The organism is Flavobacterium sp. KY-23415 (assembly GCF_055384985.1).
Genome location: NZ_AP044001.1, coordinates 3342509 through 3362424 on the forward strand (window position 1 = coordinate 3342509; position 19916 = coordinate 3362424).

A 19916-nucleotide genomic window follows, 5' to 3' on the forward strand; every position below is an offset into this window, starting at 1 on the left:
TACTTATTTTTAAATAAAAGCAACATTTTTCTTTTTTCTTTTTAGGCTTTTTGAATATTTTTTTTAAAAAATAAAATATTAAGTATTGATTATCAGGTTTTTATTTTTTTTGTTTTAGATTGATGCAAATTAATGTTTAAAAAAAATGAAGATATCATAGGGTTTTTCTTTTGCTTCTTGTCTTAGTAATTAAACAAATAATATGAAAATGGCAAAAAAGAAGTTTATAACAAAAAAGGGAGGTATCTATGCTTAGTTTGTATATCATTATAATAATAACAATTTCTCTTATATTATATGGAGTAGTTGAATATCAAATTCATCAAAAGAACCTAAAATCAATTCCAATTCGAATTCACATTAATGGCACAAGAGGAAAGTCGAGCGTAACTCGTTTAATTGGTGCTGGATTGAGAGCAGGAGGCTTGAAAACAATTACAAAAGTAACAGGTACTTTTCCTCGAATAATTCTACCTGATGGAAGCGAAGCTACTATACATAGAAAAGAAAGTGCTAATATTTTAGAACAGTTAGCCATTATAAAGTTCTGTTCTAAACAACAAGTTGATGTGCTTATTATTGAATGTATGGCATTGCAGCCTATTTATCAAAAAATTACTGAGCAACAAATGATTAAGGCAACATTAGGTGTAATAACAAATGTTCGTTTAGATCATTTAGATGTAATGGGACCACGATTAGATAATGTTGCAGAAGCAATTAGCGGAACAATTCCGTTAAAATCTAAGCTTTTCACTTGCGAAGATCGCTATTTGAATTTTATGGAAAAAATTGCAACCAAAAGAGAGACAAAACTATTTAAAAGTGAAGCAAGTTCGGTTACTAATGATGATATTAAAGGGTTTACTTATATAGAACATAAAGAAAATGTTGCGTTAGCATTAGATGTTTGTGCACAATTTGGAATTGAAAAGTCGGTTGCTCTGCCAGAAATGAAAAGATCAATTCCAGATGAAGGTGTTTTGAGGAGATTTACAATTCTTACTGAAAATAAAAGAATACATTTTTATAATGCTTTGGCAGCCAATGATCCAGAATCTACGATTATGATTTGGGATGCAATAAAAGATCAATCGGAAACGGGTGAACATTTTATGTTTCTATTAAATACTCGGCAAGATCGTCAAGACCGAGCAATTCGTTTAGTAGATATGATGAGTAAATTAGACTATTCGAGTATTGGGCTTATTGGAGAATCTTTAGATATGGTTGTAAATATGTGTTTAAAACAACATATAGATAAGAATAAAATTCATGCAATTGGAGCAAAAAAAACACAAGAGCAATACAATGATTTGATAGCTGCATCAGAAGCAAAAACGACAATCATAGCCATTGGTAATATGGGAGCAGGTGGCTCAGAATTATCAGAATACTTTGAAGAAAGACATCAAATTGAACACAATTATAACTATTAAGAATGAATCATGATTGAATTATCTGTAACCTTAGGAATTATTATAAGTTTATTTTTTATCGAAAAATTTGGCATAGCCGCTGGAGGAATTATTATTCCGGGCTATATCGCTCTCCAATTAACTACTATAGACAGGTTAATTGGGTTAGTCATTATATCTTTTGCAACATTTTTAATAATTAAGCTTATTTCAAAATTTACATTTTTGTTTGGGCGAAGACAAATGGTTGTTGCATTATTAATTGGTACCATTCTTTCCATCATTTCGCATCATTTTTTTATAATTAATACAACTACCACAACAGTTGAATTAAGTGCAATCGGATGGGTAATTCCTGGGCTAATTGCCCATTCTGCGGCCAAACAAGGTTATGTCAAAACCATAGCAATGATTTCGATTACCTCAGTTATAGTTCGATTGTTCGTAATCATCATTTTTTTAGGAGAATCATTACCAGAATTATACTAGTACAAAAGGAAAATACTTTTTAATAAAAATTATACATGAAAAATATCTCAATTAGATCAACACTAGTACTAAGCATTCTTGGAGTGTTGGCAATTTGCATTATAACTCTTGTTGAAAACACGAAAAAAATTCAACAACAAGAATATTATTATGAAAAAATTGAAGCAGCAACATTAGCAAAACAATGTCAACTACATATTAAAAATAAGTTCTATGAAGATGAGATATCATTAGACAATATAAATGATCCCAATAATTCGGGCATTATTGGGCAACAATTTTCAGAGATTACGTCTGGGAGAGGTTCATTGCCAATTAAACTCAGCACACTTAATCCAAACTTTGCTGCAATGATAGTTGAGCAAATTAAAGAAGCAGGTTTAAAAAAAGGAGATAAAGTTGCTCTTTGTTTTACAGGATCATTTCCAGCGTTAAATATTGCTACATGTGCAGCAATAGAAAGCCTACAACTGAAACCTATATTGATTACATCGGTTACATCATCATCTTGGGGCGCTAACAATCCAAATCTTACTTGGTTAGATATGCAAAAGAGTCTTTACGAAGCAAAGTTAATATCTTTTTTACCAATTGCTTCTTCCATTGGAGGCAATCAAGATATCGGGCAAACATTAAGTAGAGAAGGGCGTGAATTGGTTATTTCAGCCATTAAAAAAGCAAACATTGAATATCTTAATAAAGGTAGCTTAAAAGCTAATATTGAAAAAAGAATGGAACTCTTTAATATTCATAAAGACATTAAGTTATTTATTAATGTTGGTGGAGGAATTGCAAGTTTAGGAAGTAGTGCTAATGCTGATGCTTTTCCATCAGGATTAAAAAAAGATATGAAACTAAAAAATATTCCAGAACACAGAGGAGTTGTTTTTGAAATGGTTAAAAAGGATATACCCATTATTAATCTTTTAAATATTGAAAAACTATTAAAGGAATATAAACTTCCAATGGATCCTATGCCTTTGCCAGAAGTTGGTGAAGGAAATATGTTTCAAGCAAATAAATATGATTTAAAGATTGTAATTTCTTTAACGAGCTTTTATATAGTGCTCATAATTTTCATTATGTATTATGATAAAAAACAGAACGAATTGGGAACACAAATAATAAAAAAATATGAATAATAAAAATTATCAAAAAAGAATTGTAGTGCTTATACTTTTTTTTGTAGCTACTATTTCTAATGCACAGAAAGAAATTAAACCATTAAAATTTTTAACAACAGTACAATTAACAGGACCAAGTGATTTTATTTATTATGCTTTGTCAGAAAAAGTAAAAACAGCGTTAGTAGTTGAAGGGCCAGGGGAATTAACACTTTACAATAGAGTTCGATTGAATACTAATGAGAAAGAATCAAAACCATATTTTTTAAAATACACGTTAAATAATAAAATGATAATTTCTAAGAAAATAGGACCACAAACAGCTTCTCAGAAAATAAAATATAAAAGTACTAAAGTTGATGGTGTTCCAAGTGTTGTAGATAAAGTAATAATAAAAATTCCACCAGGGAAACATAAACTTAATTTTTATAAATGCAAAACAGATCAAAAAGTACATGTTAGGTTTATGTATAAGCAAGAAATCAAGACAAATTGGAAGGAAATAAAAACGAAAAATGATTTAAAACAAGTTGTTATATTAAATTTAAAATCGAAGAAAACGCAAAATTACTCGCGAATTGATAATTTTCAAAGATTTAAATTTTCTACAAATGAAGATAATTCCAAAATTAGGGTTTTTTTAAGAGCCGATTTTAATTATAAAATGCATTCACAAAATGTGTGTAGAGTTATATTAAAAGAAAATGGAAAAAATATTGCAACTTATAAAATAACCTGTCATAAATCGAAAGTTGTTGAAAATAAAACAGACAAAAAATTAATACCAGGAAGTTTAGAAAAATTATATATAGACATTCCAGTAAACGGAAAGCATAATTTTGAGCTTCTTTTAAAAGAACCAAATCAATCTGCATTAGTAAGAGTTTTTATAGATGAAAGTGAAGTGTCTAAAAAATAAAAGTATACTAAAAAATGCAAAAAGTATATATTGTTATTCAGTATGTTTTAGTAATCTTTCTTTTAACATGTCAAAAGTCATTCTCTCAAATAAAAGTTTCGACTGCAACATTAACAGGTTATGAAGCAAATATAAATAGACTTCCAAATACTTTTTTTAATTCGGTATTACTTAATGAAAAAGATTTGCATACTAATAGTTTTTATCAAGATGTAATTACAAAATTTAGTTATTCAAAGTCATGGAAAAAAAATAGTATACGCATTTTTGCACAACCAGAAGCACGATTTTATTTTTCAAAAATAGAAGGTTCATCGATGAATCAACTCATTTTGAATACGTACTTAAATTATCGTTATAGTTTTAAAAAATATTTAAAATGGGACACTAATCTTCAATATAAAATTAAGGATAGAAAAGGTCTTGATTTGGATGAAAATGAATTTAGTACTCCATTGGGATATAATTTGATTGATTTTTCAACCAAATTAAACTTTAAATTACATAGAAAAAATAGTACATTCGTTCGACTTAATTATGGCTTAAAGCATTTTAATGATACAGATTTGAGAAGTACATCCTATCTAGAAAAAGGAGTTAACTTTGAGTATAAGAATTCAAATAGAAAGAAAAAAATACACAACTCTTATGGTGTTATAGGAAGTTATTCAAAAAGAGATTATTTAATCGAAAAATTAGATACAAAGGAAGAGATTGAAAGAAGTTGGGAATACCTAAATGTTGGTATATTTTATAAACTACCTGTAACTAGACGAATGAGTGTTACATCAAAATTTGAATTTGAAGAAAGAATTGATGGTTTTCAAAATCAATTTGGATATGAAGAGCTTTCACCTTCTTTACAAATAGAATATAGAAAAAAGAAATTAGATGTTGATTTATCGGTTAGTTACGCTAATCGGAAATTTAAAAAATTGAATGCAAGAAACATAAATGGAACAAAAATTGGTACTTTAGAATTTGATTCTTTTCGAACAACAATGAATATTTCTTATAAATTAAACAAAAAAACGTATATTCTTTCTGAAGGATATTTTCTAAAAAGAGAATCAAATAATACTAATCAGAATACCACATTTTTCAGATCGTATATCAATTATTATGTCGGAATTGGTTTCCAGTATAAGTTTTAGACAATAGTTTATCATTTTAATGAAAATAATAAACTATTGTCTAATTTTTACATAAGAAAAAGAAATGCATACACCTAAAACATGATTTTATAACTTAGATTTGGAATAATAATAACCTCTTTGTATAGCTCTATGTTTTGATTGATGTAATTAAAACGATGTCCAAAGTTTTCTTTATAACCGTTGGCATTAATTATTTTTAAAGATAATTTTTGCGAATTTCTTTTTTTGTTCCATTGGTAATTCACTGTAAAATGAGAAACAAAACTAGCATGGTTTTGACGACTAAAAGGATTGTTTTCGTCATAAATAACTTCTTGTTGATTAATTGAAGCAGTATTGTTTATTGGTGAATAACGATCACCACCTTGATAACTAACTCTAAAATTAATACTAAATAAATTTTGATTTTCTTTTCCTGTTTTGAATTCTTTTCCTGCCAAACAATTTACAAGAAAGTTTCTGTTGAATTTAGTGTTATACCATTCATTATTATTTGAGGATTTAAATTCCGAATTGAATATTGAAGCAGAAATTAGATAATAAAATCCATTTGTTATATATTTTTCAAGCATGAGATCAATACCATAATTGCGTGCTATTCCATCATTAATAAAAGTATCGGTAATAAACCAATTATCTGTATTGTTAATTAGAGATTCGTTTGTGTTTTGTATAATTGGTATATTAAATAAATATTGATAATAGGGTTCAATTCGTAGATGTCTATTGTTAGTACACTTCCAATTATAGCCTAAAACAAAATGATGAGCCTTAGTAAAATCTAAATTCTTATTCGTTTGTTCATTTGTGTTTAACGGTTTAGAGAAATAGATGTTCAAATTTTCTAAACGACTGTGAAGTCCATACCCAAAATTAATTTCTTTGTTCTCTTTTATTTGATACGCAATCCCTAGTCTTGGTTCTAGGGTTTTATTGTTATTTAGTGTAAATAATTGTGCGTTCAAACCGAGACTTAGTGTGAATTTTTGATGTGATATTATGCTATTGTAAAATCCTGATAATAATGCACTTGATCCTTTTTCGGAAAGTAATGTTTCATAGCTGTCATTAATTGTTTCTACTAAAGACAAATCATAATTCATACTAACTGCACTTATACCTGTTTTATAAGAATGTTGTGCATTTATTTTTTTATTGAATATCGATTGGAAAGTGAGGTTATAATTTGTGTTTTCAATTTTGTTTTTGGGTACTAAATCCAAATTGGAATTTAATTGTTGTGTTATAAAATTTAAACCGTTACTCGATAGTGCTAGTGTAGTGTTTAGAGACGCTCCGTTTTTAAAAAAATAACGATTATTTAACCCAGTTGCAGCCATATATTGTTTTGCATTTTCATTTTCTTTATCTTCTATATATTTCCATACTGTGCTATCGTTTTTAATTTTTTTGCCCGATGCATCAATTAGTCCAATTCCCCAAAAAGAGAAAGTTCCCCATTTTTCTGTTGGTAGTTTTATTTTATAGGCTAAATCCTGATATTTAATTCCCTGTGCATCTTCGGGAAGTAGTGAAGAAATTAAACTTAAAGTAGAATATCTATAGTTTACTAAATAGGAAGAATTATTGTTTTTACTTAACGGCCCCTCTGAAGCAAAATCGATTCCTATTAGTCCAATTTCTGCTGAGTGTTCTTGGTTTGTATTGTTTCCACTTCTCATTTGCATATCAAAAACACCTGATAAAGCATTATTGTATTCTGATGGGAAAGCCCCTGTAAAAAAATCGGAATTGGTTAATAAATTGCTACTCAATGCTGTAAGACCACCACCGCCAAAGGTACCTAAATCGGCAAAGTGATTCGGGTTTGGTATTTCTATTCCCTCCATTTTCCATTGTGTAAATTTCGGTGCATTTCCTCTAATTGAAATAGCATTGTTAGCAACATTACTGGCTACACCTGCAAATGAAGACGCTAAACGTGCGGGGTCGTCAAAACCACCTGCATATCTGCTGGCCTCTTCAACGCTTAACATTTTTGCACTCACTAAGGCATGTTTGTTAATTGCTTTTTCTTTTTGATTAGTGGCTTTAACAACAATTTCATCTAGGGTAGCTATATTTTCTGTGAGACGAATAGTTATTTGTGCTTCTTTTGATGAAGTGAGCTGTATATCCTTGATAATGCTAGTTTCATACCCTAAAAAAGATGTCTGAATGGTATAGCGACCTGGGGTTAGGTTTTCTAAAATAAAATTTCCGTTTTCATCTGTTGCAGTTCCGTTTATTGATGTTGTATTTAAAATAACTACATTTACAAAAGCTAGGGGTACTAATGATGCGTCATCTATTACTTGGCCTTTAATATTTTGTTTGATTTCTTGTGCAACCAATAGATTTATTCCAAAACAGTATGTAACGATAATCCAAATTCTTAAAAACATATTTCTTATTTTTTTGTTGAATGAGGAGCAAAGTTATTAATCGAATAACTAGGTATCAATACTGATTTATCAGTATAAAATTAAGCTAGATTATGCTTCATTGCATATTCTATGGCTTCTATAGAATTGTTTGCACTTAGTTTTTTTAGAATATTTTGTCTGTGTGTATTTACAGTGTGAATGCTTATAGATAGATTGTCTGAAATCTCTTTACTTAAATATCCTTTTTTAACAAAAGTTAGAATCTCTTCTTCTCGTTTTGAAAGGATAGCTTTATTATTTAGCTCATTTTTTATAATTTCAGTTTGTCCTGTTGTTACATTTACTAATTGACTAATCACACCATTAGAATAGGTCTGGTTTGGTGAAACATCTACAACGCTCAAAGCTAACCATAAATTACCTTTCGAATCTAATTCTAAAATTTGATGTTGTTCAATAATTCTAACATATTCATCATTTCCATTTAGAATTCTATAATCGTTTTGTAGCTTATAATGCTTTTTTTCTTTCTTAGGAAGGGAATAGTAATAGTTAAGCAATGTTGTTCCGTTTTGTAGTAGCGTTAGCATGTCGTCTGGATGAATTCTTGAATTGAAATAATCTGTTCCTTCGTTTTTAATTTTGTTTAAATCGTATCCGAAGAGATCTTGAAAGTTATAGGAGGTGTAGATGTGTTCTTTTTTATGAAAATCGAAAACCGATATACCACTATTTTTTACTAATGCCATTTGATTTAGAAAAGGAATTTGATTTTCAAATACTGAGTAATCTAGAAGGGATTCGTCAAATAGTTGCTTTTGAATCGCTTTGTTATATTTGTTTAATACTTCATCCATTTTATGAAAGTTTGTAAAATAAAAATAATGTTTCTTTTTAGAAGTTTATGTCATTAATGCTATAAATACAAAAATAAACAAGTTCACAACACTTCTAAAAGAGCTAAAGCTGCATATTGAACCCAACTATTATATATTCTTTTTTGTGTATTAGTTTTTTTTGAGGAATAAAAATTGGAATGAGTTATCACTAATTATAACTTATTCAGTTGATTCGTTTTCTTTTCCTTTAGTAAATTTTATTACTCTTGCAATGGATTGTTTTGTATCTAAATAAATCTCTAACTCGATGGTTGCATTTCCTTCCTGATATTCTCTTTTTATTAATAAAGATAAGATATTGTCTTTATAGCCAATACTTTTAATTTCATCATACCAACCATCATGAGAATCTAGCGTTAAGTATTTGTCTGTATAAATTTTTTGATTGTCATTAATTTTGATGTATTGGTATTTTTTATCTCTTCCATTGTAGAACAAAATAGGGCTTTGATTGTTTTTGCAAAAAGAAAGTTCTTCCATTTCTTCATCATAAACACCAACATTAAAATTCTTGGTTGGTATGAACTTAAATTCTAATGATCCAACAATATAATTAATATTTCTGTTTCTGTTTTCTTTTTCAAATATATAATCTCCAAAAACCCACCCAGAGAATTTATTACTTTTTACCCAAACGAAATTATGTAAATCACATCTTTCTTTGGTGTCTTGAAGATTAAATTTTTTTTCTGAAATGCTATCTATAGTTACAACTTCACCATATATATTGGTTATTTGGTTTATTATTTTTTTAGTAGTGTCATAGATTTGAATAGTATCGGTTAGAATAATGGCTTCATTTTTATAATTAACTCTCTTGAAATTTAAAATTTCAGATGTTTTTGTGTCAGAGGTTGTTGTAGTAGGTGTTGTTGTTTTAGATTTCTCATTACAACTTACTAAGGAAATAAGTAAAAATAATAGGGCAAATTTTCTCATCTTAACTTAATTATTTAAATATTTAACTCATTAGTATTAATATCCTTTTCTACTAATTTGTTGTTGCTATTTTAAAACTAAAACAACTAAACGATAAAGTTAATTTTCTAATTATCAACAAGAAAATAGATGAACACACTATAATTAAGCATTGTTTTACCTTGTTTTTGTTAAAAATTATAATCTTCTATAGAAATAGTATTATCTAAAATTTAAAACAGAAAAAAGTAAACATTTTCATCATCATTAGTTTAATAGCATCGCAAATATAGTAAAATCTACTCTTTTTTGTAAAATTTATCGCACCGAAAATTTTAATTCTTTTTCGTAGGTTTTATATGGTAAATGCCAAAGTAAAAAAGTTAAGTGTGTTGATTTTTGTAATCAAATATATAAAAATATATTGATAAATTAATGATTTATTACAAAAAGAGTTAATGTGAAATAATATTCTTAATGTAAATGCTTGTTTTTTGATTTTTATTTATTACGAGTTTCTTGTTATATTCAAAGCATCTAATTTTTTTTAATGCGATGATTTTATTAATTGTAGCTTCATTTTATTAGCGTTAAAAATAAAAATGATGTGTTTGTTTCATGATATTCATTTGCATTAAAATTATTTTGCTCTTATTATCATCTTTAGTATTTATAATGCCATCTTTGCCTTTAGAATACAAAGCATATTTTAGTCCTTTATTTGAGGTTTTGTAATAATATTCGTTTCCCCAAAGATCAATGTTGTTGTTTTTTCTAAGTGGATTGTTTCTAATGATTTCGTTTAAACTCCCAGGGTAAACTTCATTTTTTTGCTTGTTTTTTTCTAAAAGTAATTCAATTTGAGAAATTGTGTTTAAACAATCTTTTTTATTGGAATACTTTTGTCTGTAGAACCAATGCATATCGTAAACTTTTGAAAATGGATATATATAAAATTGATACCATTATATCATTTTTTGATTGTAGATGGAATGAAGCATGTTGCTATTTTTGTATTTTTGAAGCATTGAATAAATAAGATATGAAATCGCTATTAGCAATGAGTTTGTTGCTAACGAATAAAATTTAGGGAACACAAATTGAAATATATTTAGTGAAGTAAGTACCAATAAACAGAAGCGATTCCATATATGACCTATGACAAAAAAAGCACACCTATATGAAAATTGTTATTTCTCCTGCGAAATCGTTAGATTTTGAATCAAAATTACCAACCACTCGTTTTACACAATCTGATTTTTTATCACAATCGGAAACAATACATAAAACACTAAAAAAACAGCAACCAAAAGATTTAATGACCTTGATGTCTATTTCTGAAAAATTAGCCAATTTAAATTGGCAACGCAATCAAGATTGGTCAACTCCATTCACAACAGAAAATGCACGTCCTGCTGTTTATGCTTTTAACGGTGATGTCTATACGGGTTTAGATATTTATACGCTTCCTGTTGAAAAATTAGATGTTATACAAGATAGATTAAGAATACTTTCGGGCTTATATGGTTTGTTGAAACCTTTAGATTTAATGCAACCCTATCGTTTAGAAATGGGTACATCTTTAGCAATTGGAACAAAGAAAAACTTATATGAATTTTGGAAAAAGACAATCACAGAAGCTATCAATAAAGAATTAACCGAAGGGGAATTGTTTGTGAATTTAGCGAGTAACGAATATTTTAGTGCTGTTGATGCTAAAGCATTGAAAGTGCCTGTAATTACACCAGAATTTAAAGACTATAAAGACGGAAAATTAAAAATGATTAGTTTTTTTGCGAAAAAAGCAAGAGGTATGATGGTGCGCTATATTATAGATTCTAACGCAGAAACTATTGATGATTTAAAACAGTTTAACTATGATGGTTATGCTTTAGATGCGTCACTTTCAAAAGGTAACACGTTAGTTTTTACAAGATAGTTTTGAATTATAAAAAACTAATTATGGTAGCTGCGTTAATTTGGTTATCATAATTAGTTTTTTTATGCTTTGTGTTTCATGTAGGTATGATAGAATAATAGAAAGCAAATTATTCCAATTACTATAGGAATTAATGTATGTAGTGTTTTTTTAAAAGACTTACTTTAGAAGTCCAAATAATATTAATGCCTAGTATTACCGGACCTATAGTAATTATCCAAAACCAAGGATTCATAGAAACTATTGCCCCAATAGTTAAAACAATAGTTCCTATTCTTAATTTGGAATTCATCTTATAACTTTTCTAATAAATATTTTCCAGTTACAGAGTTTTCGTTTCTAGCGACCTCTTCTGGTGTTCCGAAAGCCATTAGTTTTCCTCCATGTTCACCACCTTCTGGACCAATATCGATAATGTAATCGGCACACTTTATTAAATCTAAATTGTGTTCAATAACAATTATTGAATGTCCTTTTTCAATTAGAGCATCAAATGATTTTAAAAGTTTTTTTATATCGTGAAAGTGCAATCCTGTTGTTGGTTCATCAAAAACGAATAAAGCCTTGTCTTTTATGGTTCCTTTAACAAGGAAAGAAGCTAATTTGATACGTTGTGCTTCTCCACCAGAAAGTGTAGAAGAAGATTGTCCTAGTTGCACATAGCCTAAACCAACATCTTGAAGAGGTTGTAGTTTTTGTGTAATTTTATTTTGTTTGTGTTGCGAAAAGAAAGCTAAAGCATCATCTATGGTTAGTTTTAGAATATCATCAATATTTTTGCCTTCATAGGTAACTTCTAGAACTTCTTTTTTGAAGCGTTTTCCTGAACAAGTTTCACACTCAAGGTGAACATCTGCCATGAATTGCATTTCTATAGTTACTTCTCCGTCTCCTTTACAGGTTTCACAACGACCACCATCTACATTAAAAGAGAAGTGTTTCGCTTGGTAATTTCTTAGTTTTGATATGTTTTGCTTTGAAAACAAGTCGCGAATATCATCATAGGCTTTAATATAGGTCACAGGGTTGGAACGAGAACTTCTACCAATAGGGTTTTGATCTACATATTCAATATGTTTGATGTTCTCAAAATTACCTGCTAATTCTGTAAACTGACCAGGTTTTTCTCCAACACCGTCTAATTTTTTTTGAATGGCTGGAAATAATATTTTTTTAACTAACGTACTTTTTCCACTTCCAGAAACTCCAGTAATAACTGTTAAGCAATCTAAAGGAAATGTGAAATTTTGGTTTTTAAGATTGTTTTCTCTTGCTCCAATTATATCAATATGATGTTTGAATTTTCTTCTTTTCTTAGGAACTTCAATTGTTTCTTTACCGTTTAAGTATTTTGCTGTTAAAGAATCGGCTTTTATTATTTCTTCATAGGTGCCTTGCGCTACTAAATAACCTCCATTTGTTCCGGCTTCTGGGCCAATGTCAATAATCATATCGGCAGCTTTCATAATGTCTTCATCATGCTCAACAACGATAACAGTATTACCCAAATTGCGAAGTTCTTTTAAGACATCAATCAATCGTTCGGTGTCTTTAGGGTGCAGACCAATACTTGGTTCATCTAATATATACATGGAACCTACTAAACTACTTCCTAATGAAGTGGCTAAATTAATTCGTTGCGATTCTCCACCTGAAAGTGTTGCTGAGTTTCTGTTTAGTGTTAAATAACTTAATCCAACATTAAACAAGAAACCTAAACGGTTATTTATTTCTATTAAAAGACGTTTGGCAACTTTTGCATCATATTCGTTTAATTCTAATTCTTTAAAGAAATCTATTAAATTAACAATTGGCAAATCGACTAATTCTGTAATGGTTTTGTTGGCAATTTTTATGAAATTAGCCTCAGGACGAAGCCTTTTCCCTCTACAGCTAGTACATTTAGTTTTTCCTCTATAACGAGAAAGTAATACTCGATTCTGAATTTTATAATTTTTCTCTTCTAGCTCTGTAAAAAAATCATTCAAACCAGTAAAGTATTCGTTTCCGTCCCAAATTAGTTGTTTTTGTTCTTCAGTAAGTTCAAAAATGGGTTTGTGAATTGGGAAATCAAATTTGTATGCATGGTTTACTAATTGGTCTCTATACCAACTCATAGATTCTCCTCTCCAAGGAAAAATACCATTTTCAAAAACAGAAAGTGCTGTATTTGGAATCACTAATTCTTCATCAATTCCAATAATATTACCATAGCCTTCGCATTTTGGGCAAGCACCATAAGGATTGTTAAAGCTAAACAAATGTACGTTTGGTTCTAAAAAAGTGAGTCCATCAAGTTCAAAATTAGAACTAAAATGCTCTCTTTCTTTGGTGTTTATGTCCTGTAGATAACAATTTCCTTTTCCTTCAAAGAAAGCAGTTTCCACAGCATCTGCCAATCGGTTATAGAACTCTTCTTCATCTTTAACAATAATTCGATCAATAATTAGTAATATTTCTTTATTGTCTAAAGAAGCTACATCAACTTCATCTAAACGAACCATTTCATTGTCAACTAAAATACGTGCAAAACCTTGTTGCAGTAATACCTTTAATTTGTCTTCCATTGGTCTTCCTTCTTCTAAATGAATAGGAGAGAGAAGTAACCATTTTGAGTTTATTTCAAGAGTTTTAATTTGAGAAATAACATCTGAAACGGTGTCTTTTTTTACTTCTTTTCCAGAAATTGGTGAGTAGGTTTTTCCAATTCTTGCAAATAATAATTTTAGGTAATCGTAAATCTCAGTAGAAGTTCCCACTGTTGAACGCGCATTGGTAGTGTTTACCTTTTGTTCAATTGCAATGGCGGGAGCAATCCCTTTGATATATTCAACTTTTGGTTTGTCTAATCTACCTAAAAATTGTCTTGCATAGGAAGATAGACTTTCTACATAGCGTCGTTGTCCTTCTGCATATAAAGTATCAAATGCTAAACTCGATTTTCCCGAACCCGATAATCCTGTAACTACAACAAGTTTGTTTCTAGGTATTGCGACATCAATATTTTTAAGGTTGTGTAATTGAGCACCTTTAATTAAGATGTTTTTTTTGGGTTCTAGTGTTGAAAAATCTACTTTATTCAAGGTATTTGTCATTTTTACATTAATAAAAAAATCGTTTAAAAATTAAACGATTTTTGAAGTGTAAAGGTAACTATTTTTTTTATTTTTTTCCTCTTTGTTTTTTAACCATTTCAGCAGTAACCTTGGTTTTGTTGTTGCCCCAATTTGCATACACATAGGTAAGCACATCTGCAACATCTTGGTCTGAAAAATCTTTATGAGGAATCATGAAGTTTTCATATTTCTTTCCATTCACTACTATTGGTTCTTGAATTCCATAGATTACGATACGAATAGCTCTGTCTGGATCTGCATTTAAGTAATCAGATTTTGCTAATGGGGGAAAATTACTACCATAACCTTCTCCGCTAGCTTTGTGACACATGATACAGGATTTTTCATATAATTTTTTACCATTATTTAAATCTTGCAATTTTGTTGCATTTGTATAGGTTTCATTTTCTTTGTGGGAAAAAGATGAAAATGAAAAATAACAAAGTAAAATAAATAGAAATGAGGCAATAACTTTTTTCATTGTTGTTTGTTTTTTTATTATCACACAAAAATATTATTATGAAAATAAGTTATTAATGATAAATATCATATTATAGTTTGTTTTAATTTATTTTAATATGCAGCATTCATCTTAAGGTTTCGATTTTGAATGTATAATTTGGGTTTAAGCAACATTTTGAAATATTTAAGTATAGTTTTTTAAGTGATAATTCTCCTAATTCTATTGTTGTTGAAAATTTTTTTTAATTTTTTTCATGTTTTATCTGCGATTTTATTATCTGTTGTGATTTTAATTATTAAAATTTATTTTATAAAAACTAAACATTACCTATACAATAACAGTTGTTTTCATAATTACTAAACGGAGGTTTTTATTAAATCTCTTCAATTTCATAGGGGAAATTTTAAAAAGAGATAAAATTGTATAGTTTGTATATATTTTACATTTAGGAAGTTGTAAGTAATTTTTTTAAATTTATATAAATCAATTTGTTAACTTTTAAATTGTATGATTATGAAAAAAATTACTTCCTTTTTATTGGTGCTTATAAGTTTTGTACTATCCTATGCACAGCCTACTAATAATGCTACATCGCCCACTAACAATGCTGTTGATGTAATCTCTATATATAGTGATGTTTATAATGATGTTGCAACAAACTATAATCCAGGTTGGGGACAGTCTGGAAGTGTTAATGATGCTTATGATCCTGGTACAGGAGATTTAGTTATGGCTTATACAAATTTTAATTATCAAGGAACAGATTTGGCTACTCAAAATGCTGCAGCAATGGAATATTTGCATATAGATGTTTGGACAAATGCGAACCCAATGAATACTGTTTTACAAGTTAGCCCGATTAATAATGGTACTGGAGCAAATGAGTTTTTGGTAACCATTAATTATACATCAGGCTCTTGGTATAGTGTAGATATTCCTAAAAGTGCTTTTACTGGGATGACTTGGGATGCTGTTTTTCAGTTAAAATTTGCTGCAAATGGACCAGGAAGTACTGTTCCTGTAGATATTTATTTAGATAATATTTATTTCTGGAAAACGCCAATAGCGGCTGGTTCAGATGCTACATTGAGTGATTTAAAGGTAGATGGTACAACGGTTGGAGGGTTTAGTCCATCTACAATAAATTATACCTATCCACTACCAAATGGAACAACGGTAATCCCGCAAATAACAACAGCAATAGCATCAGATGAAAACGTTACGAGTGTAACCGTTACTCAAGCAACTGCTTTGCCTGGTAGTGCTACAGTAGTGGTTGTTTCTCAAAATGGAAATGTAACGAAAACTTATACTGTATCCTATGTTTTACAAGGTCCAAATGTTGCCGCACCAACACCACCAGCAAGAGATCCTTCAGATGTAATTTCGTTATTTAGTAATGCTTATTCTAATGTTACAATCGACACTTGGAACGCTGCATGGGATGTGGCTACTTCTTCAGATGTTATGATAGCTGGAAACGATACTAAAAAAATAACTGGATTAGGTTATTTAGGTGTAGAATTTTTAGCAAATAGAATTGATGCTTCTACATTTACTAATTTCCATATGGATTTTTGGACTGACGATGCTGATTTAGTAGGTAAAGTTTTTAATTCAAAGTTTTCTCAATGGGGCGGAACATCTTCAGAAGTTTCTGCAATTGAACTCAATTTGAACGATGGTTCAACACCAGCTGTAACTAATGGAGTTTGGGTTTCTGTAGATGTACCAATAACTAACTTTACAAATAGTCCGCAAGTTAGAGACGATTTAGCTCAATTTGTAATTACTTCAAATTTGACAGGTCCTGTTTTTGTAGATAATATTTATTTCTATAAAGGTACTCCTCTAAATAGCTCTCAGTTTGATGTGACAAATTTTAAAGTATATCCAAATCCTGCACAAAATGTTTGGAACATTGTTGGAAGTAAAAATATAGTTTCAATCGAAATATTTGATTTATTAGGAAAAAGAGTTAAGGTTATTAGTCCTAATGCAACAGAAGTTATTATAAATGCTTCTGAGTTATCTAATGGTGTTTATTTAGCTAATGTGAGCACAGATAACGAAACAGAAATTGTAAAATTGGTAAAAAGATAAACTTTTTTACAGTTCTTGGTAAAGACTACTTCTATGAAGTAGTCTTTTTTATTTAGTTAATTAATAGTTGTTTAAATGAAAATATTGCCTTTTTTCATTTCAATTATTAATTTAAAATAGCTATTTTTAGGTAAACAAAATTATACAAACAATGAATTTTTATAAAAGCCCATTTACAATATTAATTATATTTCTCTGTCCTATCTTTTTAGCTTTTACACAAGAGCTTCCACCCATTGTAAAGTATCCGCAAAATACCTATCAGGCAGGGAATCAAAATTGGATGATTAGTCAAGATAAAAAGCAGATTCTCTTTTTTGCTAATAATGATGGATTATTAGAATTTAATGGTGCAAACTGGATACTTTATCCGTCTCCAAACGAAACAATTATTCGTTCTGTTAGGGTTATAAACGATAGGATTTATACAGGGGCATATATGGAGTTTGGATACTGGAAGAGAACAGCAACTAATGAATTAAAATACCATTCTATAAGTTCGAAAATTAAAAATGAAATTTTAGATGATGAACAATTTTGGAATATTTTACAATATGATCAATGGGTTATTTTTCAATCTTTAAATAGAATTTATGTTTACGATTCTAAAGCTGAAACGATAGCTATAGCAGCAGAAGCAAATGGTATTGTTAAATCTTTTGTTGTTGATAAAGCCATATATTTTCAAGTTTTAAATCAAGGACTTTTTGAAATTGAAAAGGGAACAGGGAGATTAATTTCAGATAATGATTTATTTAAAAAAGAAAAAATTGTAACTATTTTTTCAATTAAAGAAGAATTAATAATTCATACGCAAACAAAAGGTTTTTATAAGTTTTTAAATAATATTGTAACACCATTTGCAACCAAAGTCGATGCTGAGTTAGCCTCGTTAAATGTGTATAGTAGTTTGCTTTTGTCTAATGGAAATTTTGCAATGGGAACTGTTTCTAATGGGGTGTACATATTAGATTCTCTAGGAGAAATTAAATATCATATTACACAGAATAATGGGCTAAGTAATAATACAGCCTTGTCATTGTTTGAAGATGTAGATAAAAATCTATGGGTTGGTTTAGACAATGGGATTAATTGCATTAACGTTTTGTCTCCTGTTAAAAGTTATGCAGATAATACAGGAAAACTTGGAACTGTCTATGCTTCTATGGTTTTTGAAGATTATTTATATATAGGCACCAATCAAGGATTATTCTATAAAAAAAATAAAAACGAAGATACGTTTCAACTTATTTCTGGAACAAAAGGACAAGTATGGTCTTTATATGTATTTGATGATACTTTATTTTGCGGACATGACTCTGGGACTTATATTGTGAATAAAGACAGTGCAAATTTAATATTTTCTCAATCAGGCACTTGGAATTTTGAAAAAATACCTAATTACTCGAATTTACTTATGCAAGGAAATTATTATGGAGTTTCAATATTAAAAAAGACAGATGGGAAATGGGTTTTTAGTCATAAGATTAAAGGGTTTGATTATTCTTCAAAGCATTTTGCAGTAACCAATAATTCAGAGGTATATATTAGTCATGAATATAAAGGAATTTTTAGCTTCAAAATTGATGATCAATTGAAAGAGGTTACAACTTTTTTTAGATATAAGTATCCAGATAAAGGGAAAAATTCTTGTTTAGTGCAATTTAATAACACTATTTATTATGCCTATAAAGAAGGTGTTTTTAGATTAGATAAATCATCGAAATCGTTTGTTAAAGATACAATTTTAAGTAAGGTCTTTCAAAATGATAAATATACTTCGGGGAAATTAATCTCAGACAATTCAAATAAATTATGGTTATTTTCAAAGAACTATATTCATTATTTCACTATAAATAAATTGAATAACAAATTAAAAGAGTTTGCTATTCCAATTCCGGCCTCTTTAACGAATTCGATGTTGGGTTATGAAAATATTTCACAATTGTCAAATTCAAATTATTTAATAGGAACTACAGATGGATATTATACTATAAATTTAAAAGATTTATCTATTAAAAATAATAGTTTAAGTATTACCAATATTACAATGAACAAGTTAGATGATAAACAAATTTTTTGTTCCATTGTAGATGATGGAGTCTTTAAACACGATGAAAATAATCTTGTTTTTAGTTATTGTATTCCAGAATATAATAAATACATAAGTGCTGAATATCAATATTTATTAGAAGGGTTTCAAAATCAATGGAGCGAATGGTCTTCAAGAACATCAACTAATTTCAAAAATTTACCCCCTGGCGATTATGTTTTTAAAGTTAGAGCAAAAAATTCAAATGCAGAAAATGTAGCAATCTATCGATTTAAAGTTTTGAAGCCTTGGTATGCAACAAATCTAGCGTTGTTAATTTACTTTATACTACTATCTGTAATTATTTTCTATATTCATAAGGCTTATAAAAGGTATTACAATCGTAAAGAACAAAAACTTATAGAAGAGAATAATTTATTATTAGAAATAAAAGAATTAGAAAACACGAAAGAACTCATGAAAATGAAAAATGAGCAGTTAGTGCAAGATGTTGATACTAAGAATAAGGAACTAGCAATGTCAACCATGAGCTTAATGAAAAAAGACGAATTACTTGCTATTATTAAAGAAGACTTGAAAAACACACCCGATAATTCTAATAGTAATGTTAAGTCTGTAATTTCAACTATAACCAAAAACATTAATAAACAAGATTCATGGAGTGTTTTTAAAGATGCATTCGATAAAGCAGATAATGATTTTCTAAAGAAAGTAAAACAACAGCATCCAACATTAACTCCAAATGATTTGAGACTTTGTGCCTATTTAAGATTGAACTTATCCTCTAAAGAAATTGCACCATTATTGAATATTTCTGTAAGAAGTGTAGAGATAAAAAGATACCGATTGCGAAAAAAAATGAGTTTAGAACATGAACAAGGTTTAGTGGAATATATTTTAGGGATCTAACCTTAACAATAAAAATAATTTT

The 19916-nt window shown here is 28.8% G+C and carries 15 protein-coding genes; 8 read left to right on the forward strand and 7 right to left on the reverse strand.

The annotated features are described in order from the left end of the window. Positions 1-248 precede the first annotated feature (248 nt). From pgsB to ACZ49Z_RS14700, 5 genes are read left to right on the forward strand one after another with little or no spacing between them, the layout of a single operon-like run. On the forward strand, positions 249-1439 hold the full coding sequence (gene pgsB / locus ACZ49Z_RS14680) for a poly-gamma-glutamate synthase PgsB (RefSeq protein WP_464305053.1): 1191 nt from the start codon (positions 249-251) through the stop codon (positions 1437-1439). Between the two features lie 9 nt (positions 1440-1448). Further along, positions 1449-1907, forward strand: a complete 459-nt coding sequence (pgsC, locus tag ACZ49Z_RS14685) for a poly-gamma-glutamate biosynthesis protein PgsC (RefSeq protein WP_464305054.1) — start codon at positions 1449-1451, stop codon at positions 1905-1907. 35 nt (positions 1908-1942) lie between these two features. Beyond that, on the forward strand, positions 1943-3049 hold the full coding sequence (pgsW, locus tag ACZ49Z_RS14690; RefSeq protein ID WP_464305055.1) for a poly-gamma-glutamate system protein: 1107 nt from the start codon (positions 1943-1945) through the stop codon (positions 3047-3049). Next, entirely contained in the window at positions 3042-3950 is a 909-nt protein-coding gene (locus ACZ49Z_RS14695) for a hypothetical protein (RefSeq protein WP_464305056.1), read from the forward strand. The genes pgsW and ACZ49Z_RS14695 overlap by 8 nt, the downstream gene beginning before the upstream one ends. 14 nt (positions 3951-3964) lie before the next feature. Beyond that, entirely contained in the window at positions 3965-5104 is a 1140-nt protein-coding gene (locus ACZ49Z_RS14700; RefSeq protein ID WP_464305057.1) for a hypothetical protein, read from the forward strand. A gap of 74 nt (positions 5105-5178) precedes the next feature. Here ACZ49Z_RS14700 and ACZ49Z_RS14705 read toward each other — a convergent pair whose 3' ends face one another. From ACZ49Z_RS14705 to ACZ49Z_RS14720, 4 genes are all read right to left on the reverse strand, one after another. Next, positions 5179-7512: a TonB-dependent receptor gene (locus ACZ49Z_RS14705; RefSeq protein ID WP_464305058.1), complete on the reverse strand. Its 2334-nt coding sequence runs from the start codon at positions 7510-7512 to the stop codon at positions 5179-5181. 80 nt (positions 7513-7592) lie between these two features. Further along, positions 7593-8351 (reverse strand): LuxR C-terminal-related transcriptional regulator, encoded by a 759-nt coding sequence (locus tag ACZ49Z_RS14710; RefSeq protein WP_464305059.1) that lies wholly within the window; start codon positions 8349-8351, stop codon positions 7593-7595. Between the two features lie 201 nt (positions 8352-8552). Next, a complete protein-coding gene (locus ACZ49Z_RS14715; RefSeq protein WP_464305060.1) occupies positions 8553-9332 on the reverse strand; it encodes a hypothetical protein in 780 nt (259 codons plus the stop codon). A gap of 569 nt (positions 9333-9901) precedes the next feature. Beyond that, positions 9902-10234 (reverse strand): type II secretion system protein GspG, encoded by a 333-nt coding sequence (locus ACZ49Z_RS14720; protein WP_464305061.1) that lies wholly within the window; start codon positions 10232-10234, stop codon positions 9902-9904. Positions 10235-10491: 257 nt separating this feature from the next. Between ACZ49Z_RS14720 and yaaA the strand changes: the two genes are divergently transcribed. Further along, the gene (yaaA, locus tag ACZ49Z_RS14725; protein ID WP_464305062.1) at positions 10492-11250 is read left to right on the forward strand and encodes a peroxide stress protein YaaA; all 759 of its coding nucleotides are present in this window, start codon (positions 10492-10494) and stop codon (positions 11248-11250) included. Positions 11251-11380: 130 nt separating this feature from the next. On the opposite strand, the gene ACZ49Z_RS14730 is transcribed toward yaaA, so the two are convergent. The 3 genes from ACZ49Z_RS14730 to ACZ49Z_RS14740 form a co-directional block, all read right to left on the reverse strand. Beyond that, positions 11381-11542 (reverse strand): hypothetical protein, encoded by a 162-nt coding sequence (locus ACZ49Z_RS14730; protein WP_464305063.1) that lies wholly within the window; start codon positions 11540-11542, stop codon positions 11381-11383. A gap of 1 nt (position 11543) precedes the next feature. After that, complete coding sequence (uvrA, locus tag ACZ49Z_RS14735; RefSeq protein ID WP_464305064.1) at positions 11544-14345, reverse strand: excinuclease ABC subunit UvrA; 2802 nt, start codon at positions 14343-14345, stop codon at positions 11544-11546. Positions 14346-14412: 67 nt separating this feature from the next. Continuing rightward, positions 14413-14847, reverse strand: a complete 435-nt coding sequence (locus ACZ49Z_RS14740; protein ID WP_464305065.1) for a c-type cytochrome — start codon at positions 14845-14847, stop codon at positions 14413-14415. Positions 14848-15342: 495 nt separating this feature from the next. On the opposite strand from ACZ49Z_RS14740, the gene ACZ49Z_RS14745 reads away from it, so the two are divergent. Both ACZ49Z_RS14745 and ACZ49Z_RS14750 read left to right on the forward strand, forming a co-directional pair. Next, positions 15343-16932, forward strand: a complete 1590-nt coding sequence (locus tag ACZ49Z_RS14745) for a T9SS type A sorting domain-containing protein (protein ID WP_464305066.1) — start codon at positions 15343-15345, stop codon at positions 16930-16932. Between the two features lie 151 nt (positions 16933-17083). Then, positions 17084-19894 (forward strand): triple tyrosine motif-containing protein, encoded by a 2811-nt coding sequence (locus ACZ49Z_RS14750; protein ID WP_464305067.1) that lies wholly within the window; start codon positions 17084-17086, stop codon positions 19892-19894. Positions 19895-19916 lie beyond the last annotated feature (22 nt).

Excerpts from the sequence above, each read along its gene's own strand:
- ACZ49Z_RS14750 (WP_464305067.1), top strand. The coding sequence starts at position 17,084 with ATGAATTTTTATAAAAGCCCATTTACAATATTAATTATATTTCTCTGT.
- ACZ49Z_RS14710 (WP_464305059.1), bottom strand. The coding sequence starts at position 8,351 with ATGGATGAAGTATTAAACAAATATAACAAAGCGATTCAAAAGCAACTA.
- ACZ49Z_RS14740 (WP_464305065.1), bottom strand. The coding sequence starts at position 14,847 with ATGAAAAAAGTTATTGCCTCATTTCTATTTATTTTACTTTGTTATTTT.
- ACZ49Z_RS14695 (WP_464305056.1), top strand. The coding sequence starts at position 3,042 with ATGAATAATAAAAATTATCAAAAAAGAATTGTAGTGCTTATACTTTTT.
- pgsW (WP_464305055.1), top strand. The coding sequence starts at position 1,943 with ATGAAAAATATCTCAATTAGATCAACACTAGTACTAAGCATTCTTGGA.
- yaaA (WP_464305062.1), top strand. The coding sequence starts at position 10,492 with ATGAAAATTGTTATTTCTCCTGCGAAATCGTTAGATTTTGAATCAAAA.
- ACZ49Z_RS14715 (WP_464305060.1), bottom strand. The coding sequence starts at position 9,332 with ATGAGAAAATTTGCCCTATTATTTTTACTTATTTCCTTAGTAAGTTGT.
- ACZ49Z_RS14730 (WP_464305063.1), bottom strand. The coding sequence starts at position 11,542 with ATGAATTCCAAATTAAGAATAGGAACTATTGTTTTAACTATTGGGGCA.
- ACZ49Z_RS14745 (WP_464305066.1), top strand. The coding sequence starts at position 15,343 with ATGAAAAAAATTACTTCCTTTTTATTGGTGCTTATAAGTTTTGTACTA.
- ACZ49Z_RS14705 (WP_464305058.1), bottom strand. The coding sequence starts at position 7,512 with ATGTTTTTAAGAATTTGGATTATCGTTACATACTGTTTTGGAATAAAT.
- ACZ49Z_RS14700 (WP_464305057.1), top strand. The coding sequence starts at position 3,965 with ATGCAAAAAGTATATATTGTTATTCAGTATGTTTTAGTAATCTTTCTT.
- pgsB (WP_464305053.1), top strand. The coding sequence starts at position 249 with ATGCTTAGTTTGTATATCATTATAATAATAACAATTTCTCTTATATTA.
- pgsC (WP_464305054.1), top strand. The coding sequence starts at position 1,449 with ATGATTGAATTATCTGTAACCTTAGGAATTATTATAAGTTTATTTTTT.
- uvrA (WP_464305064.1), bottom strand. The coding sequence starts at position 14,345 with ATGACAAATACCTTGAATAAAGTAGATTTTTCAACACTAGAACCCAAA.
- ACZ49Z_RS14720 (WP_464305061.1), bottom strand. The coding sequence starts at position 10,234 with ATGCATTGGTTCTACAGACAAAAGTATTCCAATAAAAAAGATTGTTTA.